We start from the raw sequence: 23421 nt of genomic DNA on the forward strand, positions 1-23421 counted from the left end.
ATTGCTGTTTTCATTAATTGTGTGAATAGTGGGTTTTACATATTAATAAATAATGGGTCGGCTTTGATATGTTTATTAAGCTGGAAGATAAATTAGCGTGAACCCCAGCGCTCAGGGCATGGGCAATCCAGTTTTTTTAACAGCGAGGAGAGGGATGTTCCATCAGGGAAAGATAATTCCGGGGCAACCTCAAACAGGGGCCAGAGCATAAACCCGCGGTTTTTCATATCGTAATGCGGCACCGTCAGGCGCTCAGTGCTAATCACGGTGTCGCCAAACAGCATGATATCCAGGTCGAGCGTACGTGGCCCCCAGCGCTCTGCTTTGCGTACGCGTCCCTGCTGCAGTTCGATACGCTGGGTGTTATCCAGCAGCGTTTCGGCGTCAAGAGCGGTTTCAAGTACGACGGTCGCGTTCAGGTAGTCAGGCTGATCCTGCGGCCCCAGCGGGGGGGTACGATAAAACGAAGAGACAGAGACAATCCGGGTTTGCGGGATCTCGCCCAGCGCCTGAACGGCAGCATTAACCTGCTCCAGAGGAGAGGCTAAATTGCTGCCGATAGCGATGTACGCGAGGGTCATGCCGTACCCTGACGCGGTGCGCGCTTGCGCGGCCGACGGTGACGGCGACGTGGCTCTGGCTCATCATCCAGGTTGGTCAGCATTCCTTTTTGCTCAGGCGGCGCAGAGACCTGGAATTCGCTCCACCACTGCGCCAGACGCTGCAGTTCCTGATTCTTTTCGATCTCAGCACGCAGTGCCAGCAGATCGAACGCGGCGCGGAACTTAGGATGCTCCATTAGCTTCCAGGCGCGCTTACCCTGACGACGGGACATCCGCAGCTGAAGCTGCCAGATATCGCGCACCAGCGTGGTGATGCGTTTTGGAATAGCCAGCGTCCGACAGCCTTCGTCCAGCACGTCATTGGCCGCTAATGCAAAAGCATCGTAATAGGCCAGACCGCTCTCCTGGGCAATGCGCTGTGCGGCTTCCAGCAGGGGATACCAGAACATGGCGGCAAACAGGAACGCCGGGTTCACGCGCATATCATTGTGGATGCGGGTATCGGTATTCTTCAGCACCTGCGCAATCATGCGCTCCATCGGGCTGTCGCCGTTTTCGGTGAAGCAGCGCGTAATGGTCGGGAACAGTGGCTGGAACAAATTGTATTCGCGCAGCAGGTTGTAGGTTTCAAACCCGTAACCGGCCTGCAGCAGCTTCAGCGTTTCTTCAAACAGACGAGCGGGCGGCACGTCGTTAATGAGCGTCGCCAGGCGAGGAATCGGCTCTGCCGTTTCCGGGCTAATACGCATATTCAGCTTGGCTGCGAAACGTACGGCGCGCAGCATGCGCACCGGATCTTCACGATAGCGCGTTTCCGGCGTGCCGATCAGGCGAATCAGACCTTCTTTCAGATCCTGCATGCCGCCGACGTAATCACGCACGGTGAAGTCTGCCACGCTGTAGTAGAGGCTGTTGATCGTGAAATCGCGACGCTGGGCATCTTCTTCGATTGAACCGAAGATATTATCGCGCAGCAGCATGCCGTTTTGGCCGCGCTGGGACGTTGTGCGATCGCTGACGTCCGCTTCGTGATGCCCACGGAAGGTCGCCACTTCAATAATTTCTGGCCCAAACATCACGTGAGCCAGACGGAAACGGCGGCCAACGAGACGGCAGTTGCGGAATAACTTGCGCACCTGATCGGGCGTCGCGCTGGTCGTCACGTCGAAATCTTTTGGTTTTTTGCCCAGCAGTAAATCTCGTACCCCACCGCCGACGAGATAGGCCTCGTAGCCCGCTTTATTCAGACGATAGAGCACCTTGAGGGCATTTTCACTGATATCTTTGCGGGAAATATTATGCTGCTCACGCGGAACGACAGACATGTGGTTTTGAGCAATAGCGTCATTCGCCATGCTCTCTTCGCGGCTTAGCACTTTACGGCAAAAATTAGCGACTCGGGTAAAAATGGTACACCTCGTAGTGTGTTTTGTTATGAAAAAAGCGGCTAATCATAGCTCAGCGCAACGCATTTGAGAATGCTGGATTTTTGGCACGGCGTTAAGCGTCCATTTGGCAACGGCCAAATCCAGCAGTTCGTCAATTCGCAGATCGTGCCATTCGTTGGTTACATTCTGGTTGAGAAATCGCAGCGCGTCGATCAAAACAGGGCGCGGATCGCCATCTGGCAGAGCGGGGGCATGATTCTGTTTTGACAGCTTATGTCCCTGGTCATTGACCGCCAGCGGCAGATGAATGTAATCCGGTTCCGTCCAGCCAAACTGATGATAGAGCGAAATTTGTCGCACCGTGGGCTCAACCAGGTCGGCCCCGCGCACAATTTCCGTGACGCCCTGGAAATGGTCGTCAACCACAACGGCCAGGTTATAGGCAAACAGACCGTCGCGGCGGTGGATAATAAAATCTTCACGCGCCAGGCGAGCATCAGCACAGATCTCACCGGAAAGCCGATCGTTAAAATGGGTCACGGGTGAGCGCTGGCGTATGCGTACCGCAGCATTTTCGGGGCCGTTGTTCAGCATACGACAATGACCGTCATACACGCCCCCGATGCTCTGAATGCGCGAGCGGGTGCAGGTGCAGTTGTAGGAAAGTCCTTGTTCAGCGAGCCAGGCCAGGCGTTCCCGGTAGGCGTCGTGACGTTTTGACTGCCAGAGAACGTCCCCGTCCCAGTGAAGACCGTAATGTTCCAGCTGACGCAGAATGGTCTCTGCAGCACCGGGAACTTCACGCGGAGGATCAATATCTTCGATGCGCACGAGCCATTTTCCCCGGTGGGCGCGAGCCTGCAGGTAGCTGCCGAGCGCGGCAATTAACGAGCCGAAGTGTAATTCACCGGAAGGAGATGGCGCGAAGCGCCCAATATAGTGAGATTCAGACATATCAACAGTAACAAGGCGGGAGAGACTCCCGCCTTTGCAGAGTATTTAGAAGACCGGCATTAACCGGCCATCTGTTTTTCGCGAATTTCTGCCAGCGTTTTACAGTCGATGCACAGATCGGCTGTTGGACGCGCTTCCAGACGACGAATACCGATTTCAACACCGCAGGATTCGCAGTAGCCAAAATCTTCGTCCTCGACCTTTTTCAGCGTTTTCTCGATCTTTTTGATCAGTTTGCGCTCGCGGTCACGGTTACGCAGTTCGAGGCTGAACTCTTCTTCCTGAGCGGCACGGTCTACCGGATCCGGGAAGTTAGCAGCTTCATCCTGCATATGAGTAACGGTGCGATCGACTTCATCCCTGAGTTGATTACGCCATGCTTCAAGAATACGCCTGAAGTGCGACAGCTGGGCTTCGTTCATATACTCTTCGCCCGGCTTCTCTTGATACGGCTCCACCCCAGCGATGGCGAGAATACTCAGGGACGATGTTTTACGGTTTTGCCCTTCTTGCATGTTGCTTCTCCTTAACACGCACTATCGATCCCCGTGTAGGGGGAAAAATCAGGTCGCTATAAATAGCAGATGCTTTTCCGTAAGGCAATTATCTAAACGTAACACTTGACAAGCCTGTGAGGAAAAGCGTATTTGCGCACGCGGCCAGAACACTTAATAGTCAATCGTCTAATCCCTTATAAGACAATGGGAAGAGAGGATCTCAGAGTCATATTATCGGCAGAAAGTTCCGCTTTATAAGCGAAAAGCTCTACCCCCTGCTTTTGTGCCTCATTCAACAATTGCGCGTATTTAGGATCAATATGGCGGGCGGGAGAAAAACGTTCAATCGCTGAATGCAAAACTGCAAACAGCAATACGGCGCGTTTGCCCGCTGTCGCAACGCTCATCAGCTCCCGCAGATGCTTCTGGCCACGTAGCGTTACCGCATCCGGGAAGTAGCCATTTTCCTGTTCCGCTAACGTCACTGATTTCACTTCAATATAGCACTCAGGTCGGTCTTCCGCCTGGAGCATAAAGTCAATTCTGCTGCCTTCATCGCCATATTTCACTTCGCTTTTTTGCGTGCCGTAACCGACCAGTTCCGGGAGCGTGCCGTTCGTCAGCGCCTCCTTCACTAATTGGTTTGCCCGCAGGGTGTTAACGCAAATAAATGCCCCTTGTTGGGTCTCGGTCATTTCCCAGGTATGGGGATATTTGCGTTTAGTATTTTCTGATGTGGAGTACCAGACCCTGTCACCCGGCGTCGCGCAACCGGTCATCGCACCGGTATTGGGGCAGTGCAGCGTCAACTGTTCACCCTCAGGAGTGACAACGTCGGCGAGAAAACGTTTGTAGCGTTGAATAAGCGTGGCGTGCTGTAGAGCAGGACTAAACTTCATCAGAATTCCTTTGAGTGTTGCCCAGCGTCCAGCGCTGTAGCGGCGTATAGCGGGTGCGTCCACGGGCAAAGACAGATTCGTAAAGCGCAAATTCCTTCACCGGAAAAGCCCATTGAAAGCCTGGCGGAGGGATGGCGACGGCCTGACCCGCATCGCGCAGAAGCGTTACATGCGGATGAAACGGTTGGGGGCTTTGGTGGCAGCCGCTGCGCGCCGCTTGTGCCCGCAGCATATTCGCGAGCTGCAGTAATCCACGCGGCGGCTGGCGCGTGCCAAGCCAGACGACGCGCGAGCGCAGCCATTGTCCGGCATCATCAAGCTGAAGCGTAAATTCCGGCTGGGTAATCCGTCCTGCCTGGGCGGCCAGCGCGCGTTGTTTTTCGACGCTCACGTCGCCGAGAAAAGCCAGCGTCAGGTGCAGGTTGGCCGCCGCCACAGGGCGACCCGCTTCAGACGGGAAGTGCTCGGCGCGCCAGCGAACGATTTTCCGTTGTACGGGGGCGGGCAATTCAATGGCGAAAAACAGGCGTTTCGACTCAGGCATACGGGGGACTCGGTAATGATATGCGCCGATGCTACAATGTACGCCGACTAATGTTAACCCTCTGGAGCTGTTAGTGTCCTCATTGCCGGTCGCCGTCGTCCTTCCTGAGCTACTCGCTGCCTTACAACGTGCCCCGCAGGTGCTGCTCAACGCCCCTACAGGCGCGGGAAAATCCACCTGGCTGCCGCTGCAGATCCTCAGAGAAGGGGCTATCCCCGGAAAAATTATCCTGCTTGAGCCGCGCAGGCTTGCCGCACGTAATGTGGCACAGCGTCTGGCGGAGCTGCTGAACGAGAAACCGGGCGAGACGGTGGGGTATCGCATGCGTGCCGACACCTGCGTGGGCCCGGCCACGCGGCTTGAAGTGGTGACCGAGGGCATTCTCACTCGCATGCTGCAAAACGATCCTGAGCTGGCCGGCGTCGGGCTGGTGATTCTGGATGAATTCCACGAGCGTAGCCTGCAGGCGGATCTGGCCCTGGCGCTGCTGCTGGATGTCCAGCAGGGGCTACGTGATGATCTTCGGCTGCTGATTATGTCCGCGACGCTGGATAACGAGCGGCTGCAGCAGACGTTACCGGACGCGCCGGTCATTTCTTCTGAAGGGCGTACTTTCCCGGTTGAGCGCCGCTACCAGCCCCTTCCCGCGCATCAGCGATTTGATGAAGCGATCGCCGTCGCGACCGCAGAACTGCTTCGTCAGCAGTCCGGTTCGCTGCTGCTTTTTTTGCCCGGCGTGGGCGAGATCCAGCGCGTGCAGGAGCAGCTTGCCTCACGCGTGAGTAGCGACGTGGTGCTTTGCCCGCTGTATGGTGCGCTGTCGTTGGGCGACCAGCGCAAAGCGATACTTCCCGCGCCAGCCGGGCAGCGTAAGGTAGTACTGGCAACCAATATTGCCGAAACCAGTTTGACCATCGAAGGCATTCGCCTGGTGGTGGATTGCGCGCAGGAGAGGGTGGCGAGCTTTGATCCGCGTACCGGGCTGACCAGACTGCTTACGCAGCGCATCAGTCAGGCCTCGATGGTTCAGCGAGCAGGCCGTGCAGGCCGTCTTGAACCGGGTATCTGTCTGCATTTAACCAGTGCAGAACAGGCTGATCGCGCTGCCCAGCACGCTACGCCGGAAATTGTACAATGCGATCTCGCAGGCCTGGTGATGGACCTGTTGCAGTGGGGATGTCCGGACCCCGGACAACTGACCTGGCTCAACCCGCCGCCCGCCGTGAACCTGGCAGCAGCACGTACGTTGCTGATCCAGCTCGGCGCTCTGGAAGGCGAACGTTTGTCATCACGCGGGCAAAAAATGGCCGCGCTGGGTAACGACCCTCGTCTGGCAGCGATGTTGGTGGCTGCCGAGGGAGATGATGAAATTGCTACGGCTGCGAAACTGGCGGCTATCCTTGAGGAACCGCCTCGCGGAGGAAACAGCGACCTGGGTTTGGCCTTCGCGCGTAATCAGGGAAACTGGCAACAGCGGGCTCAGCAGCTCTGTAAACGGCTTAATAGCCGCGGTGGCGTGCCTGACAGCGAGATGATTGCTCGCCTGTTGGCGCAGGCCTTTCCTGACCGAATTGCACGTCGTCGCGGGCTGGACGGGCGTTATCAATTAGCCAACGGTATGGGCGCTATGCTGGACAGCGATGACGCCCTGACGCGCCGTGAGTGGCTCATTGCGCCACTCTTACTGCAGGGAAGTCACTCTCCTGATGCGCGTATTTTGCAGGCGCAGGCCGTCGATATTGATGCCCTGACGCGTGCCTGTCCGCAGCTGCTGCAGCACTCTGATATCGTCGAGTGGGATGACGCTCAGGGCACCCTGAAGGCATTTCGTCGCAGCCAGATCGGTAAAATAACCCTGGGCGCACGGCCGCTGGCAAAACCGTCGGAGGAAGAACTGCATCAGGCGATGCTGAACGGTATTCGGGAAAAAGGGCTGAGCGTGTTGAACTGGACGCCGGAGGCAGAGCAGTACCGTGTTCGTCTACACTGCGCCGCGCGCTGGCTCCCGGAGTATGACTGGCCGGCGGTAGATGACGAGACGCTGCTGGCTACGCTCGAACGCTGGCTGCTGCCGCAAATGAACGGCGTTCACTCGCTGCGGGCGTTAAAAGCGCTTGATGTTAAGGTCGCGTTACAGAATTTACTGGACTGGTCATTACGTCAACGTCTGGATAGTGAACTGCCTGGGCATTACACTGTGCCGACCGGAAGCCGGATTGCCATTCGTTATCACGAAGATAATCCTCCTGCACTGGCGGTACGTATGCAGGAGATGTTTGGCGAAGCGACAACGCCCTCTATTGCTGAAGGGCGCATACCGGTAGTGCTTGAACTGTTATCGCCCGCGCATCGCCCGCTGCAGATCACCCGCGACCTTGGCGCGTTCTGGTCGGGGAGCTACCGCGAAGTGCAAAAAGAGATGAAGGGGCGTTACCCAAAACATGTCTGGCCGGACGATCCGGCGAATACGGCGCCGACGAGGCGGACGAAGAAATATTCGTGAAAGGGGAGTGCGGCCAGATGCCCTCACCCCACTCCTCTCCCACGGGGAGAGGGAGAAAACCCATTTTGAGAGATTTCTTCTTTCACGATGATGTGGAAGAAAAGAAAATCTGGCCTTTGCGCCTGAATGTTGCGGAGAAAAAGCATGGCGGGGAATGACCGCGAGCCAATAGGACGTAAGGGAAAGCCAACGCGTCCGGCGAAAGAGAAAGTGAGCCGACGTCGCCTCAGAGATGAGGATTATGACGATGACTACGAAGACGATTATGAGGATGATGAGCCGATGCCGCGTAAAGGAAAAGGCAAAGGGCGTAAGCCTCGGGGCAAACGTGGCTGGTTCTGGCTGCTGCTTAAGCTGTTTATTGTTTTTGTTGTGCTGATCGCCATCTACGGCGTTTATCTGGATCAGAAGATCCGTAGCCGTATTGACGGGAAAGTCTGGCAGTTACCTGCGGCAGTGTATGGCCGTATGGTGAACCTTGAGCCGGACATGTCCATCAGCAAGAACGAGATGGTGAAACTGCTGCAGGCCACACAGTATCGTCAGGTCACGAAAATGACGCGTCCGGGCGAATTCACGGTGCAGGCGAAAAGCATTGAGATGATCCGTCGTCCGTTCGACTTCCCGGACAGCAAAGAAGGGCAGGTGCGTGCGCGGCTGACCTTTGACGGCGATCGTCTGGAAACCATTGAGAACATGGATAACGACCGCCAGTTCGGTTTCTTCCGTCTCGATCCGCGTCTGATCACCATGCTCTCGTCGGCGAACGGCGAACAGCGTCTGTTCGTGGCGCGTAACGGTTTCCCAGACCTGCTGGTCGACACCCTGCTGGCAACCGAAGACCGCCACTTCTACGAGCATGACGGTATAAGCCTTTATTCCATAGGCCGTGCGGTGCTGGCGAACCTGACGGCCGGACGTACGGTGCAGGGGGCGAGTACGCTGACTCAGCAGTTGGTGAAAAACTTGTTCCTCTCCAGCGAGCGCTCTTACTGGCGTAAAGCCAACGAAGCCTATATGGCCGTGCTGATGGATGCCCGCTACAGCAAGGATCGTATCCTTGAGCTGTACATGAACGAGGTGTACCTCGGTCAAAGCGGCGATAACGAAATCCGCGGTTTCCCGCTGGCGAGCCTGTATTACTTTGGCCGTCCGGTGGAAGAGCTGAGCCTTGACCAGCAGGCGCTGCTGGTGGGCATGGTGAAAGGGGCGTCCATTTATAACCCGTGGCGTAACCCGAAACTGGCGCTGGAGCGTCGTAACCTGGTGCTGCGTTTGCTGCAGCAACAGCAGGTGATTGACCAGGAGCTGTACGACATGCTGAGCGCGCGTCCGCTGGGCGTGCAGCCGCGCGGTGGCGTGATCTCTCCACAGCCTGCGTTTATGCAGATGGTGCGTCAGGAGCTGCAGTCTAAGCTCGGCGACAAGGTGAAAGACCTCTCCGGCGTGAAGATCTTTACCACCTTTGACTCCGTGGCCCAGGATGCGGCTGAAAAAGCGGCCGTTGAGGGCATTCCGGTTCTGAAGAAACAGCGCAAACTGAGCGATCTGGAAACCGCAATGGTGGTGGTTGATCGTAACACCGGCGAAGTGCGTGCCATGGTGGGCGGCGCTGAACCGCAGTTTGCGGGTTACAACCGTGCGATGCAGGCGCGTCGTTCGATTGGTTCTCTGGCAAAACCGGCGACCTATCTCACCGCGCTGAGCCAGCCGAATCAGTATCGTCTGAATACCTGGATCGCCGATGCGCCGATCTCCCTGCGTCAGCCTAACGGCCAGGTTTGGTCTCCGCAGAACGACGATAAACAGTTCAGCGGCCAGGTGATGCTGGTAGACGCGCTGACCCGTTCCATGAACGTGCCAACGGTAAACCTGGGTATGGCGCTGGGTCTGCCAGCGATCACCGATACCTGGCAGAAGCTGGGCGTGCCGAAGGATCAGCTGCATCCGGTTCCGGCAATGATTCTGGGCGCGCTAAACCTGACGCCGATCGAAGTGGCGCAGGCGTTCCAGACTATCGCCAGCGGCGGTAACCGCGCACCGCTTTCTGCGCTGCGCTCGGTGATTGCCGAAGACGGTTCCGTGCTGTATCAGAGCTTCCCGCAGGCGGAGCGCGCGGTTCCGGCTCAGGCGGCCTATATGACGCTGTGGACCATGCAGCAGGTTGTGCAGCGTGGTACGGGGCGTCAGCTGGGGGCGAAGTATCCGGGTCTGCATCTGGCGGGTAAAACCGGGACCACCAACAACAACGTTGATACCTGGTTCGCCGGTATCGATGGCCGTGAGGTGGTGATTACCTGGGTTGGTCGCGATAACAACCAGCCAACCAAACTGTATGGTGCGAGCGGGGCGATGTCGATTTACCAGCGTTATCTGGCGAATCAGTCTCCGGTACCGCTGAATCTGGTGGCGCCGGAAGATGTGGTCGATATGGGCGTGGATGATGCCGGTAACTTTGTCTGTGGCGGCGGTATGCGTACCCTGCCAGTCTGGACGACAAACCCGGACTCTCTGTGCCAGCAAAGCCAGCCAGAACAGCCGACGGGTAACCCGTTTGAGCAGTCTTCTCAACCTCAGCAGCCGCAGCAACAGCCGCAGCAGCAAAATGAGAAAAAAGACAGCGACGGTGTCGCAGGCTGGATTAAAGATATGTTCGGCGGTAACTAACCCCTCCAGATACCCCCTTCTACGGAAGGGGGTATTTTTTTACCTCTACACCCCACTTTTTTAACCCAAACGTTAACCCTGATTAACGTCGTATTCTCTGTTGTTTATTTCTTAAACCCTTAATTCTTGTAGGGCCGCATACTGCTTGCTATACCGCCAGCGATTCGCATATTATTCTGCGGTCATAATAATAATTCTCGTTTACGTTATCATTCACTTTTCCATCAGAGATTCAACATGGCGCTTTCCAATACTGCTCAGCCAATTAACACGTCGCTGCGTAAAATCGCAGTCGTCGTAGCCACAGCGGTTGCCGGCATGTCTGCATACGCTCATGCGGCTGAAACCCCAAAAAAAGAAGAAACCATTACCGTCACGGCCGCTCCGGCTGCACAGGAGAGCCCGTGGGGGCCTGCGCCGACGATTGCGGCAAAACGCACGGCAACGGCGACGAAAACCGATACGCCTATTGAGAAAACCCCGCAGTCTATTTCCGTGGTCACGCGTGAAGAAATGGACATGAAACAGCCGGGTACGGTTAAGCAGGCTTTGGCCTATACGCCAAGCGTCTTTGCCACTCGCGGTGCATCCACGACGTACGACGTAGTGTCTATTCGTGGCTTCACAACTTCCAGCACTGTGAATACCAACCAGTATCTGGATGGGATGAAGCTGCAGGGTGATAACTACTCTGAAGCGTCCATGGACCCGTATTTCCTTGAACGCGTTGAACTGCTGCGCGGCCCAACGTCCGTCCTGTACGGAAAAAGCCACCCGGGCGGCGTCGTCAGCATGGTCAGCAAGCGCCCGACCACCGAGCCGCTGAAAGAAATTCAGTTCAAGATGGGCACCGATAACCTGTGGCAAACCGGGTTTGATTTCAGCGATGCGATTGACGATGACGGCGTGTGGTCATACCGCCTGACCGGTCTGGGCCGAAGTGAAAATGCGCAGCAGGAGATGGTCAAATCCACCCGCTATGCCATTGCGCCTTCCTTCAGCTGGCGTCCTGACGATAAAACCGATTTCACTTTCCTGAGCAACTTCCAGAGCGATCCGGATGCGGGCTATTACGGCTGGCTGCCGCGGGAAGGTACCGTTGTGCCTTACTATGACGCCAACGGAAAAGCGCACAAGCTGCCGACCGATTTTAACGAAGGCGAGGAAGACAATAAGATCTCCCGTCGCCAGAAGATGGTGGGCTACAGCTTCGCGCATGAATTTGACGACACCTTTACCGTGCGTCAAAACCTGCGTTACGCCAAAATTAACACCCTTTACCGCTCGGTCTACGGTAATGGCTATATCGCCCCGGCACAAATCAGCCGTGCCTACGTGCGTTCTGATGAAGATCTGAACTCATTCACAGTGGATACCCAGCTGCAGTCTAAATTTGCGACCGGTGCCGTCGATCATACCCTGTTAACGGGGGTTGATTATCTGCGTATGCGCAATGACATTAATGCAGACTATGGCACAGCCGATCCGATCAGTATGACCAAGCCTGCGTATGGTAATCCGAATGTTGACGTTTACTACCTGTACAAGGTGCTTAATCGTCAGGAGCAAACTGGCCTGTATGCGCAAGACCAGGCAGAATGGGATAAGTGGGTGCTCACAATGGGGGGGCGCTATGATTTCGCCAAAACCTCCGCACTGACCCGTACCTCCGGCACAACCGCAGAAATTAACGATCGGGCATTCACCTGGCGCGGCGGTATTAACTACCTGTTCGATAACGGCATCACGCCGTACTTTAACTACAGCGAGTCCTTCGAACCGATCTCGGGTACCACCCAAGGCGGTAAACCGTTCGATCCGGCGCGCGGCAAGCAGTACGAAGCGGGCGTGAAATATGTACCGAAAGATCTGCCTGTTGTTGTCACGGCGGCGGTCTACCAGCTGACCAAAAACAACAACCTGACTGCCGATCCGGCGAACCCGACCAGCGGCTTTAGCGTGCAGGGCGGTGAAATTCGCTCGCGTGGCTTTGAACTGGAAGCCAAAGCAGCGGTGAATGCCAATGTCAACGTGACGGCATCCTATAGCTACACTGATGCAGAATATACGCACGATACCTGGTATGAAGGCCGTCGTCCGGCGGAAGTGCCACGTAACATGGCCTCATTGTGGGCGGATTACACCTTCCACGAAACGGCGCTGAGCGGTCTGACCGTGGGTGCAGGGACCCGTTACATTGGTAACACGGTTTCTTACTATTCAGCCGCCTCTCCAAAAGCGTACCAGTCATTTAACGTGGCGGGTTATGCGCTGGCGGATGCGACCGTGAAATACGATCTGGCGCGCTTTGGACTGCCTGGTTCTTCGGTCGGCGTTAACGTGAACAACATCTTTGACCGTGAGTATGTCTCCAGCTGCTACAGCGAATACGCATGCTACTGGGGTGCAGGACGTCAGGTTGTCGCCACTGCGACCTTCCGCTTCTAATCTCTTTTTGGGCACGGTTCGCCGTGCCCTTTTTATTTAAGTTGGCTGACATGCAGGATAATAAAACGCAATCCGACACCACCTTTACGCTCAATCATCTCTCCTTTTGCGTACCCGGGCGCACCTTACTGCATCCGCTCTCTTTGACGTTCCCCGCAGGTAAAGTCACCGGACTGATTGGTCACAACGGTTCCGGAAAATCGACCTTGCTCAAGATGCTGGGCCGCCATCAGCCACCGTCAGACGGTGGCATTCTGCTGGATGGCCAACCGCTGGAGAGCTGGAACAGTAAAGCCTTTGCCCGCAAAGTGGCGTATCTGCCGCAGCAGTTACCGCAGGCCGAAGGGATGACGGTGCGTGAGCTGGTGGCGATTGGGCGTTATCCGTGGCACGGAGCGCTTGGGCGCTTCGGCGTCGCCGACAGAGAGAAAGTGGAAGAGGCGATCGCATTGGTGGGGTTAAAACCGCTGGCGAACCGTCTGGTCGACAGCCTGTCCGGAGGCGAGCGTCAGCGCGCGTGGATTGCGATGCTGGTGGCGCAGGACAGCCGCTGTTTGCTGCTTGATGAACCCACCTCCGCGCTCGATATTGCGCATCAGGTCGACGTGCTGGCGCTGATACATCGTTTAAGCCAGCAGCGCGGGCTGACGGTGATAGCTGTCCTGCATGATATCAACATGGCGGCGCGTTACTGCGATTATCTGGTGGCGCTGCGCGGTGGTGAAATGATTGCGCAGGGCACGCCGTCAGAACTGATGCGCAGCGAAACGCTCGAACACATCTACGGTATTCCAATGGGTATTTTGCCTCACCCTGCCGGGGCTGCACCGGTGAGCTTTGTCTACTGATGCTGGATTCCACGTTGATTAGCCGCCGTCGCTTGCTGACGGCCATGGCACTCTCCCCGCTGCTGCTCAAAATGAACGGGGCGCGGGCCGCCACAGTCGATCCGCACCGCATTGTCGCGCTGGAATGGCTGCCGGTTGAGTTGATGATGGCGCTCGGCATCACGCCGTACGGGGTGGCTGACATTCCTAACTATAACCTGTGGGTGAATGAGCCGACGCTGCCGGACTCCGTGATTGATATTGGCTTGCGCACGGAGCCTAACCTCGAACTTTTGACCCAAATGAAGCCGTCGTTTTTGTTCTGGTCTGCAGGCTATGGTCCGTCTGAAGAGACGATGGCGCGCATTGCGCCCGGACGAGGTTTTACCTTCAGCGACGGCAAAAAACCGCTGACGATGGCGAAAAACTCCATCAACGAGATGGCGCAATTCCTCGACCGCGAGGCGGAGGCGAAGCAGCATCTTGCTGAGTTCGACGCGCTTATTGATTCCCTCAAGCCGCGCTTTGCCCACCGCGGTGACCGTCCGCTGCTGATGGTGACGCTGCTGGATGCCCGCCATATGCTGGTTTTTGGTAAAAATTGCCTGTTCCAGGAAGTGCTCGACAGCTTTGGTATACGCAATGCCTGGGAGGGGGAGATGACCTTCTGGGGCAGCACCGCCGTGGGCATTGACCGTCTGGCCGCGTTTCGCGATGTCGATGTGCTGTGCTTCGACCACGGCAACGCGCGCGACATGCAGGCCCTGATGGCGACCCCGCTCTGGCAGGCGATGCCCTTCGTTCGCGAACAACGCTTCCAGCGCGCACCTGCTGTATGGTTCTACGGCGCGACGCTCTCGGCCATGCACTTTGCCCGCGTGCTGGACAATGCGCTGGGAGGCAAAGCATGAGTACGCGTGTTGCCCGTTTCCCGGCGCTGTTGTTGTTATTGATTTTCCTGGTCGCCCTGGCGCTGACCGGGGTCAACCTGTCGACCGCGCTCCCGCGCGAAGCGTGGGGCGCCGCTTTTGCCTCGCCGGACATCGACAATATTCAACAGATGCTGTTCCACTACAGCCTGCTGCCGCGCCTGGCGATTTCATTGCTCGTGGGTGCCGGGTTGGGGCTGGTGGGCGTCTTATTCCAGCAGGTGTTGCGTAACCCGCTGGCGGAACCGACTACGCTGGGCGTGGCGACGGGCGCACAGCTCGGGATCACTATCACTACGCTGTGGGCGCTGCCGGGGGCGTTAACCTCGCAGTTTGCGGCGCTCGCGGGCGCGTGCGTGGTCGGTGCGCTGGTCTTCGGCGTGGCCTGGGGCAAACGTCTCTCACCGGTGACGCTGATCCTCGCCGGGCTGGTGGTGAGCCTCTACTGCGGTGCGATCAACCAGCTGCTGGTGCTGTTCCATCACGATCAGCTTCAAAGCATGTTCCTGTGGAGCACCGGCACGCTCACCCAGACCGACTGGAGCATCGTACAGCGCCTGTGGCCGCAATTATTAGGCGGGGTGGTGCTGACGCTGCTGCTGTTACGTCCGCTGACCTTAATGGGGCTCGACGACGGCGTGGCGCGTAATCTGGGGCTGGCGCTGTCGCTGGCTCGTCTGGCGGCGCTGACGCTGGCGATTGTGCTCAGTGCGCTGCTGGTTAACGCAGTGGGGATTATTGGCTTTATTGGGCTCTTTGCGCCACTGCTGGCGAAAATGCTCGGGGCGCGTCGTCTGCTGTCGCGCCTTATGCTGGCTCCGCTGATTGGCGCTCTTATACTCTGGCTTTCCGACCAAATTATTCTCTGGCTGGCGCGCGTCTGGATGGAGGTCTCTACCGGCTCGATGACGGCGCTGATCGGCGCGCCGCTGCTGCTGTGGCTGCTGCCGCGCCTGCGCAGCATCAACGCACCGGCGATGGATGCGGGCGATAACGTGCACGCTGAGCGTCAGTCGGTGCTGTGGTTTAGCCTTGCCGGGCTGGCTGTGCTGATTATCGCCTGCGTTGCCGCGCTCTCTTTTGGGCGCGATGCGACGGGCTGGCACTGGGCGACGGGGGATTTACTTCACGAGCTGTTGCAGTGGCGCTGGCCGCGTATCTTCGCAGCGCTGATTGCGGGCGTGATGCTTGCGGTAGCGGGCTGTATTATTCAGCGTCTGACCGGCAACCCGATGGCCAGCCCGGAAGTGCTCGGTATCAGTTCCGGCGCGGCGTTTGGCGTGGTGCTGATGCTGTTCTTCGTGCCGGGGAATGCCTTTGGCTGGCTGATGCCTGCCGGAAGTATCGGGGCGGCAGTCACGCTGATGATTATTCTGATTGCTTCCGGCCGCGGCGGTTTCTCTCCGCACCGCATGCTGCTTGCCGGGATGGCGCTCAGCACCGCGTTTACCATGCTGCTGATGATGCTGCAGGCGAGCGGCGATCCGCGTATGGCGAAGATCCTCACCTGGATTTCCGGCTCCACGTACAGCGCCACCGGCAGTCAGGTCGTCCATACCGGGATCGTGATGATTGTATTGCTGGCGATAGTACCGCTGTGCCGTCGCTGGATGACCATTTTGCCGTTGGGCGGTGAAACCGCACGGGCGGTGGGGATGGCGCTGACGCCAACGCGCGTGGCCCTGCTGCTGCTGGCGGCGTGTCTGACGGCTACGGCAACCATGACTATTGGCCCGCTCAGTTTTGTGGGGCTAATGGCGCCGCATATCGCCAGAATGATGGGCTTCCGTCGGACGATGCCGCATATCGTGATGTCGGCTCTGACGGGCGGGGTGATACTGGTCTTTGCGGACTGGTGCGGCAGGATGGTGCTATTCCCGTATCAGATCCCGGCGGGTCTGCTGTCGACCTTTATCGGGGCACCGTACTTTATTTATCTGTTGAGAAAGCAGAGCCGGTAATAAAAGTAAACGGCAATCCTTTGATTGCCGTTTTAGTGTTTGCTCCCTCTCCCCGTGGGAGAGGGTTGGGGTGAGGGCATCAAGCCGCACATCTTACAGCTTCGCAAACACCTTACGCGCCGCGTCGATGGTGTTATTGATATCTTCTTCGCTGTGCGCCACGGACATAAAGCCCGCTTCAAACGCTGACGGTGCCAGGTAGACGCCTTCTTCCAGCATCAGGTGGAAGAAGCGTTTGAAGCGTTCAACGTCGCACTTCACCACGTCCTGATAGCAGGTCACGGTTTTCGCATCGGTGAAGAAAATCCCGAACATCCCACCCACGTGATTAACGACCAGCGGAATACCCGCGTCCCTGGCCGCGTCAAGCAGACCGTTTGCCAGCTGCGTGGTCAGGCTGGTCAGGGTTTCATGAATACCCGGCTGCGCCACTTCGGTCAGACAGGCATAACCCGCTGCCATGGCAATCGGGTTGCCGGAAAGCGTACCCGCCTGGTAAACCGGGCCGGTGGGGGCCAGCGCTTCCATCACATCCTTACGGCCACCAAAGGCACCGACCGGCATACCACCGCCGATGATTTTACCCAGACAGGTCAGATCCGGCTCAACGTCGTAGTAAGACTGCGCGCCTGCCAGCGCCACGCGGAAGCCGGTCATCACTTCGTCGATAATCAGCAGGGCGCCGAATTCATCGCACAGCGCGCGCAGGCCCGGCAGGAATTCTGGCTGTGGTGGAATGCAGTTCATGTTGCCCGCAACCGGCTCAACGATGATGCACGCAATCTCCTGCGGATACTGCTCGAAGGCCGCGCGGACGGTATCGAGATCGTTATAGGTGCAGGTCAGGGTGTGTTTGGCGAAGTCGGCAGGGACGCCCGGGGAGTTCGGCTGGCCGAGGGTCAGCGCGCCGGAACCCGCTTTTACCAGCAGGCAGTCGGCATGGCCGTGGTAGCAGCCTTCAAACTTGATGATTTTGTCGCGACCGGTAAACCCGCGCGCCAGACGGATAGCGCTCATGGTGGCTTCCGTACCGGAGTTCACCATACGCACCATGTCCATGGTAGGAACCAGTTCGGTGACCAGCGCCGCCATGTTGACTTCCATTTCGGTTGGCGCGCCGAAGCTCAGACCGCGCTGTGCCGCTTCAATTACCGCATTACGGATAGCCGGGTGGTTATGACCCAGCACCATTGGACCCCAGGAGCCGACATAATCGATATAGGCTTTGCCGTCGACATCAAACAGGTACGCGCCGTCAGCGCGTTCAATGAACAGCGGCGTTCCACCTACGCCGGTAAAGGCGCGAACGGGCGAGTTAACGCCGCCTGGAATAAGTTCGCGGGCTGCACTGTAGAGGTTTTCAGACTTGCTCATGGCGTCGTTCCTGATTCGTAGAAATAAGTTAAGGGGGCTATTCTAAGTGATCTACAGAAGGTGTGTCTGGTAAAATCCCGCTAGCGATTTGTATGACGAAAAAGAACAGGTAATGAAAGCAAACTCTCCGTCTTTTGAAGAACAACAATTTACCCGCGCGCAGCACCGTATCAGCATCCGACGACTGCTCAACCGCGATAAAACGCCGCTGGCTATCTTGCTGGCTGCCGCCGTGGTGGGGAGCGTGGCCGGGCTGGTGGGTATCGCATTCGAAAAAGCAGTCAACGCCGTGCTGAACTGGCGTATTGGCACTATTGCGGGCTTCGCCGATCGTGGATGGCTGGTCTGGGTGTCGGCGTTTGGCTTATCGGCGCTGTTAGCGATGGTGGGCTATTTTCTGGTGCGTAAGTTCGCACCAGAAGCCGGCGGATCAGGTATTCCAGAAATTGAAGGGGCGCTTGAAGAGTTACGCCCCGTGCGCTGGTGGCGGGTCATCCCGGTTAAATTTATCGGCGGCATGGGAACGCTCGGTGCCGGAATGGTGCTCGGGCGAGAAGGACCAACCGTTCAGTTGGGCGGCAACATCGGGCGCATGGTCGGCGATCTGTTTCGAATGCGAAGCGCCGAAGCTCGGCATACCTTGCTGGCCACCGGTGCCGCAGCGGGCCTCTCCGCCGCGTTTAATGCGCCGCTGGCGGGGATCCTGTTTATCATTGAGGAAATGCGCGCGCAGTTTCGCTATAACCTGATCTCCATAAAAGCGGTATTTACCGGCGTTATTATGTCGAGCATTGTCTTTCGCATTTTCAACGGCGAGGGGGCGGTGATTGAGGTGGGAAAACTCACTAACGCACCGGTGAATACGCTGTGGCTGTATCTGATCCTCGGCATGATTTTTGGTGTGGTCGGCCCGCTCTTTAATACTCTGATCCTACGCGCTCAGGATATGTTCCAGCGCATCCACGGCGGAAACACCACCAGATGGGTGCTGGTGGGGGGCTTACTGGGCGGGATGTGCGGCATTATTGGCCTGATTGAACCTAATGCGGCGGGCGGCGGCTTTGGGTTGATCCCTATCGCGGCGGCGGGCAATTTCAGCGTTGGCCTGCTGCTGTTTCTGTTTGTTTCGCGAGTGATCACCACGGTGCTCTGTTTTTCTTCCGGCGCGCCGGGGGGCATTTTCGCTCCGATGCTGGCGCTGGGTACGCTGCTGGGTACCGCCTTTGGTATGGCAGCGGAATCGGGATTCCCCGCATATCACCTTGAGGCAGGGACCTTTGCCATTGCCGGAATGGGGGCGTTGCTTGCCGCATCCCTGCGTGCGCCGTTGACCGGGATCGTGCTGGTTCTGGAGATGACCGATAATTACCAGCTCATTTTGCCAATGATCATTACCTGTCTCGGCGCGACACTATTAGCCCAATTCCTGGGTGGAAAACCGCTATACTCCACCATTCTTGCCCGTACCCTGGCGAAACAAGAGGCTGAGCAGGCCTCGACGCAGAATACTTGAATGAATTACCAGGGTATTAGATAATGAAAATAAGAATTGGGTGATTTTTACCCAATAGCAGTAAGCAGTATTCATGGGAGCATAAGATGAGTGATGACGTAGCGTTGCCGCTGGAATTTACCGAAGCAGCAGCCAACAAAGTGAAAACCCTGATTGCCGACGAAGACAATCCGGATCTGAAACTGCGCGTATATATTACCGGTGGCGGCTGCAGCGGCTTCCAGTATGGTTTTACCTTTGACGACCAGGTTAACGATGGTGACATGACTATCGAGAAGCAGGGCGTCGCGCTGGTGGTTGACCCGATGAGCCTGCAATATCTGGTGGGCGGTGCGGTTGACTACAGCGAAGGTCTGGAAGGTTCACGCTTTGTGGTGACCAACCCGAACGCGACAAGCACCTGCGGGTGTGGTTCTTCGTTCAGCATCTGACAGAGTGCGGGCTGATGCCCTCACCGCGCGCTCTCCCACAGGGAGAGGGCGAAAACACGCAAAACGGTAGCCTGGTGGCTACCGTTTTGCGTTTATCTGCCATTCTCATCTAGCGCAAACGTCGGCAGCTTAAGATGCCAGCGTATTGCCGCTAAGCGGATCCCCAGCGTCACCACCATTCCCAGCATCGCTGCATTTTCTAACGGGATAGCAAAGGTGTAGTACGCCGTGGCGTGAACAATTCCGCCAACGATACAGGCCGTTGCGTAGATTTCGGTTCGCAGGATCATTGGTATTTCGCGCGCCAGAATATCGCGAATAATCCCGCCGCCCACGCCGGTTAGAACGCCCATGCAGATTGCTACCATGGGGCCCGTACCCGCATTAAAGGCTTTATTCACCCCAATACCGACAAACACGGCCAGACCGACCGCATCCAGCACCGGAAGTATCCATTTTGGTAATCTGCGTGGCTGGCGAACCAGCGCGATGGTTAACAGGCAGGTGACCATCGCCACCACCAGATCGGTCGGATCTTTTACCCAAAATACCGGGCCATTTGCCAGCGCCATATCGCGGATCGTACCACCGCCAACCGCGGTCACAACGCCAAGCACCAGTACGCCAAAAGGATCCATGCGTAGTTTTCCCGCGAGCAATACGCCGGAGATAGCAAAAACGGCTGTGCCAAGAATATCCAGCCAATAGACGAGCATCGTTAAATCCTCGAAAAGTATGTATCTATGTTAGTGACTCTCTGCCAGCGCGGCACAGAGTTGTTTTGCGGCGAGGATAATACGCGGGCTGGCGCGTTCAAACCAGTCGCCGTTAAGCGCTATCACCGGAATTTTGAGCTGACGTTGCCAGAATTGTTCAATTTTAGGAATCTCGCTCGCATTTCCGACCACTACAATGGCCTGGGGCTGGCGGGCCAAAACCTGTTCTCGACTCACCTGCGGCCACGGCACACGGCTGGCGGCAAAGATGTTCTCGCCGCCACAGACTTCAAGCACCTGATTCTGAATCGAGCCCTTACCGGTGGTGAACAGCGGCTGGCTGCCAAACTGCAGGAAGATGCGTTTTTTTGTGGAAGTGTCGTATTTGGCTTTTAACGCTGCATAGTCGCTGAGCAGCTGATTTGCCGCGGCCTCGGCTTTTTTCGGCGTAGGGCTGTAAGGTGCCAGAGCACGAAGCGCCTGCGCAACTTGCTCGATGCTCACAGCATCGACCCACATCACTTTGATCCCAAGTGAGGTCAGCTGGTTGACCTGTCGTTCGGCATTACCGCCGCGCCAGGCCAGCACGAGATCGGGCTTGAGCGCCACGATCCGCTCAATGTTCATTCCTTGCCAGGTCGCTACCTGCTCAATACCCGAAGCCTGCGGGGGATAATCTGAAAAGCTGCTCACGCCAATCGGGGTGATCCCGGCGGCGAACGCCAGTTCGGTGTTGGCAGGGGAGAGGGTGATTACCCTCGACGCAGCAAGAAGCCATGCCGGGGCGAGCAGAAACAGGGCGGCCAGCGCCCTGAAGGTATGGTTAGCCACGAGCCAGATTCTGCACCAGGCGTTCCACCATCACGGTGGACTGTTTTGCCGCAACGGTCAGGAACTCGTCAAAACTCAGGTGCGACTGTTGGTCGGCCACGTCAGAAATGGCGCGAACCACCACGAACGGGACGTTGAAATTGTGGCAAACATGCGCAATCGCGGTGGCTTCCATCTCAACGGCAACCGCCTGCGGGAAGTTATGTCGAATTTTTGCCAGGCCGACAGAGCCATTGATGAAGGCATCGCCGCTCACTATCAGGCCGCGCACCGCGTTGAGGTTCAGCTCTGCGATACAGGTTTCTGCTGCCGCAATCAGCTTATCGTCGGCTTTAAACCCGGCCGGGCAACCCGGAAGCTGGCCGTATTCGTAGCCAAATGCGGTAACGTCGGCATCGTGATAACGCGCTTCGTCAGAGACCACGATATCACCCACTTTCAGCGTCGGCGCAAGACCACCCGCAGAGCCGGTATTGATAACCACGTCCGGCTTGCAGCGCTCAAGTAACAGTGTTGCGCCCAGCGCTGCGGCAACTTTACCGATGCCAGATTTCAGCAGAGCAACCTCAACGCCGTTCAGTTGGCCGGTATAGATTTCACAACCACCAAGAGAGAGGGTCTGACGGTTCTCAATTTTGTCACGCAGCAGCGTAACTTCTTCTTCCATTGCACCAATAATGCCGATTTTCATAGATTTACTCGCGATGTGCCTTGTTAAGATGCATAGTCTATCATGGGCTTTAGTGGAAGCGCATTTCTCACGCGGGGGAGCACATGGCGCAGATCGATTTTCGCATCAAAATTAACTGGCATCGACGTTTCCGGTCGCCGCAGGGTGACAAAAGCGAACATGAGATCCTGCGTATTTTCGAAAGCGATCGTGGGCGTATTATTAACTCGCCGGCTATCCGTCGCTTACAGCAGAAGACCCAGGTCTTCCCGCTTGAACGTAACGCCGCGGTGCGCACACGCTTAACCCACTCGATGGAAGTGCAGCAGGTGGGGCGCTATATTGCCAAAGAGATTTTGAGCCGACTTAAAGAACAACGGCTGCTGGAAACCTATGGCCTTGATGAACTGACCGGGCCTTTTGAGAGCATCGTTGAGATGGCTTGCCTGATGCACGACATCGGTAACCCGCCTTTTGGCCATTTTGGCGAGGCAGCGATCAACGACTGGTTCAAACAGCGGCTTTTTCCGTCGGATGCGATAAGCCAGCCGCTTAGCGATGACCGCTGCGTGGTGCGGGATTTACGTCTGCGCGAGGGCGAAGAAGGGGTGAACGATGTGCGGCGTAAAGTGCGCCAGGATCTCTGTCATTTCGAGGGAAATGCACAGGGAATCAGGTTGGTTCATTCCCTGATGCGGATGAACCTGACCTGGGCACAGGTGGGCTGCATCCTCAAATATACGCGACCAGCCTGGTGGATGGGTGAAGTGCCCGCCTCACACAGTTATTTGATGAAAAAGCCCGGGTATTATCTCTCCGAAGAGGTCTATATTGAGCGTTTACGTAAAGAACTTTCATTGACGCCAAACGGCCGCTTCCCGCTCACGTGGATTATGGAAGCCGCTGACGATATTTCCTATTGTGTAGCCGACCTGGAAGACGCCGTTGAGAAAAGAATATTCAGCGTCGAGGAGCTGTATCAGCATCTTTATGAGGCTTGGGGTAAGCATGAAAAAGGATCGCTATTTTCTCAAGTCGTCGAAAATGCCTGGGAAAAATCACGTTCAAATACATTAAGCCGCAGTACGGAAGATCAGTTCTTTATGTATTTACGGGTCAATACATTAAATAAACTGGTGCCCTATGCGGCATCGCGCTTTATTGATAATTTGCCGACGATCTTTAGCGGGGAATTCAATCATGCACTGCTGGAAGATGAAAGCAGCTTCAGCCAGCTCCTTGAACTTTATAAACATGTTGCGATGCGCCATGTGTTTAGCCATCCGGATGTTGAACAGTTGGAGCTTCAGGGATACCGGGTTATCAGTGGCTTACTGGAAATTTATCGTCCGCTGCTGCAATTATCGCTCGATGAGTTCAGCGAGCTGGTAGAAAAAGAACGCGTGCGACGGTTACCCATCGAATCACGGCTCTACCAGAAACTCTCCACCCGCCACCGCCTTGCTTATGTCGAAGCCATCAGCAAGCTGGATCGGAAATCGGCTCAATGGCCGGTGATGGAATATTATTATCGCTGCCGTCTTATCCAGGACTATATCAGCGGCATGACAGATTTGTATGCCTGGGATGAATACCGCAAACTTATGGCCGTTGAATAAATCCGGAGTTTTGTAAAGACGGCCAATAAATTTTTACTTTTTCCATAAACTTAATCCCGGAACTAAGCGGTATAAAATGAATCTGAG

General features: G+C 56.6%; 19 protein-coding genes. 9 read left to right on the top strand and 10 right to left on the bottom strand.

Going from position 1 to position 23421, the window contains the following annotated elements; all coding sequences use genetic code 11:
- Positions 1-92: 92 nt before the first annotated feature.
- The 6 genes from folK to thpR all read right to left on the bottom strand — a co-directional run bounded on the left by folK (position 93) and on the right by thpR (position 4845).
- Entirely contained in the window at positions 93-581 is a 489-nt protein-coding gene (gene folK / locus V5P19_RS13530) for a 2-amino-4-hydroxy-6-hydroxymethyldihydropteridine diphosphokinase (protein WP_334404051.1), read from the bottom strand.
- A complete protein-coding gene (pcnB, locus tag V5P19_RS13535; RefSeq protein ID WP_334404175.1) occupies positions 578-1972 on the bottom strand; it encodes a polynucleotide adenylyltransferase PcnB in 1395 nt (464 codons plus the stop codon). Before pcnB ends, folK begins: the two co-directional genes overlap by 4 nt.
- Before the next feature lie 42 nt (positions 1973-2014).
- On the bottom strand, positions 2015-2905 hold the full coding sequence (gene gluQRS / locus V5P19_RS13540; RefSeq protein ID WP_334404052.1) for a tRNA glutamyl-Q(34) synthetase GluQRS: 891 nt from the start codon (positions 2903-2905) through the stop codon (positions 2015-2017).
- Positions 2906-2964: 59 nt separating this feature from the next.
- Positions 2965-3420, bottom strand: a complete 456-nt coding sequence (gene dksA / locus V5P19_RS13545; protein ID WP_003829221.1) for an RNA polymerase-binding protein DksA — start codon at positions 3418-3420, stop codon at positions 2965-2967.
- Positions 3421-3596: 176 nt separating this feature from the next.
- A complete protein-coding gene (gene sfsA / locus V5P19_RS13550) occupies positions 3597-4301 on the bottom strand; it encodes a DNA/RNA nuclease SfsA (RefSeq protein ID WP_334404054.1) in 705 nt (234 codons plus the stop codon).
- Positions 4291-4845, bottom strand: coding sequence for an RNA 2',3'-cyclic phosphodiesterase (gene thpR, locus V5P19_RS13555; RefSeq protein WP_334404056.1), 555 nt, complete (start codon positions 4843-4845; stop codon positions 4291-4293). Before thpR ends, sfsA begins: the two co-directional genes overlap by 11 nt.
- A 73-nt stretch (positions 4846-4918) precedes the next feature.
- On the opposite strand from thpR, the gene hrpB reads away from it, so the two are divergent.
- The 6 genes from hrpB (at position 4919) to fhuB (ending at position 16180) form a co-directional block, all read left to right on the top strand.
- Entirely contained in the window at positions 4919-7348 is a 2430-nt protein-coding gene (gene hrpB, locus V5P19_RS13560) for an ATP-dependent helicase HrpB (RefSeq protein WP_334404058.1), read from the top strand.
- Positions 7349-7492: 144 nt separating this feature from the next.
- Positions 7493-10015 (top strand): bifunctional glycosyl transferase/transpeptidase, encoded by a 2523-nt coding sequence (gene mrcB / locus V5P19_RS13565; RefSeq protein WP_334404060.1) that lies wholly within the window; start codon positions 7493-7495, stop codon positions 10013-10015.
- Between the two features lie 237 nt (positions 10016-10252).
- Positions 10253-12463 carry a ferrichrome porin FhuA gene (gene fhuA, locus V5P19_RS13570; RefSeq protein ID WP_334404063.1) on the top strand — a complete coding sequence of 737 codons (2211 nt, stop codon included), beginning with the start codon at positions 10253-10255 and terminating at the stop codon, positions 12461-12463.
- Between the two features lie 50 nt (positions 12464-12513).
- Positions 12514-13311 carry a Fe3+-hydroxamate ABC transporter ATP-binding protein FhuC gene (gene fhuC / locus V5P19_RS13575; protein WP_334404065.1) on the top strand — a complete coding sequence of 266 codons (798 nt, stop codon included), beginning with the start codon at positions 12514-12516 and terminating at the stop codon, positions 13309-13311.
- A complete protein-coding gene (gene fhuD / locus V5P19_RS13580) occupies positions 13311-14201 on the top strand; it encodes a Fe(3+)-hydroxamate ABC transporter substrate-binding protein FhuD (protein WP_334404067.1) in 891 nt (296 codons plus the stop codon). Before fhuC ends, fhuD begins: the two co-directional genes overlap by 1 nt.
- Complete coding sequence (gene fhuB, locus V5P19_RS13585) at positions 14198-16180, top strand: Fe(3+)-hydroxamate ABC transporter permease FhuB (RefSeq protein ID WP_334404069.1); 1983 nt, start codon at positions 14198-14200, stop codon at positions 16178-16180. The genes fhuD and fhuB overlap by 4 nt, the downstream gene beginning before the upstream one ends.
- A 93-nt stretch (positions 16181-16273) precedes the next feature.
- On the opposite strand, the gene hemL is transcribed toward fhuB, so the two are convergent.
- Entirely contained in the window at positions 16274-17554 is a 1281-nt protein-coding gene (gene hemL / locus V5P19_RS13590; RefSeq protein WP_334404071.1) for a glutamate-1-semialdehyde 2,1-aminomutase, read from the bottom strand.
- A 112-nt stretch (positions 17555-17666) separates the two neighbouring features.
- On the opposite strand from hemL, the gene clcA reads away from it, so the two are divergent.
- Both clcA and erpA read left to right on the top strand, forming a co-directional pair.
- The gene (clcA, locus tag V5P19_RS13595; protein WP_334404073.1) at positions 17667-19067 is read left to right on the top strand and encodes a H(+)/Cl(-) exchange transporter ClcA; all 1401 of its coding nucleotides are present in this window, start codon (positions 17667-17669) and stop codon (positions 19065-19067) included.
- A gap of 86 nt (positions 19068-19153) precedes the next feature.
- The gene (gene erpA, locus V5P19_RS13600; RefSeq protein WP_234675557.1) at positions 19154-19498 is read left to right on the top strand and encodes an iron-sulfur cluster insertion protein ErpA; all 345 of its coding nucleotides are present in this window, start codon (positions 19154-19156) and stop codon (positions 19496-19498) included.
- Positions 19499-19590: 92 nt separating this feature from the next.
- Here erpA and V5P19_RS13605 read toward each other — a convergent pair whose 3' ends face one another.
- From V5P19_RS13605 to mtnN, 3 genes are read right to left on the bottom strand one after another with little or no spacing between them, the layout of a single operon-like run.
- Positions 19591-20214, bottom strand: coding sequence for a TRIC cation channel family protein (locus V5P19_RS13605; protein ID WP_334404077.1), 624 nt, complete (start codon positions 20212-20214; stop codon positions 19591-19593).
- Between the two features lie 30 nt (positions 20215-20244).
- Positions 20245-21045, bottom strand: coding sequence for a vitamin B12 ABC transporter substrate-binding protein BtuF (btuF, locus tag V5P19_RS13610; RefSeq protein ID WP_334404079.1), 801 nt, complete (start codon positions 21043-21045; stop codon positions 20245-20247).
- Complete coding sequence (mtnN, locus tag V5P19_RS13615) at positions 21038-21736, bottom strand: 5'-methylthioadenosine/S-adenosylhomocysteine nucleosidase (RefSeq protein WP_334404081.1); 699 nt, start codon at positions 21734-21736, stop codon at positions 21038-21040. The genes btuF and mtnN overlap by 8 nt, the downstream gene beginning before the upstream one ends.
- A gap of 83 nt (positions 21737-21819) precedes the next feature.
- On the opposite strand from mtnN, the gene dgt reads away from it, so the two are divergent.
- Complete coding sequence (dgt, locus tag V5P19_RS13620) at positions 21820-23334, top strand: dGTPase (RefSeq protein ID WP_334404083.1); 1515 nt, start codon at positions 21820-21822, stop codon at positions 23332-23334.
- Positions 23335-23421: the final 87 nt, after the last annotated feature.

The sequence above is a fragment of the Enterobacter sp. UNJFSC 003 genome, assembly GCF_036903355.1.
In the GTDB taxonomy this organism is placed as follows: domain Bacteria; phylum Pseudomonadota; class Gammaproteobacteria; order Enterobacterales; family Enterobacteriaceae; genus Enterobacter.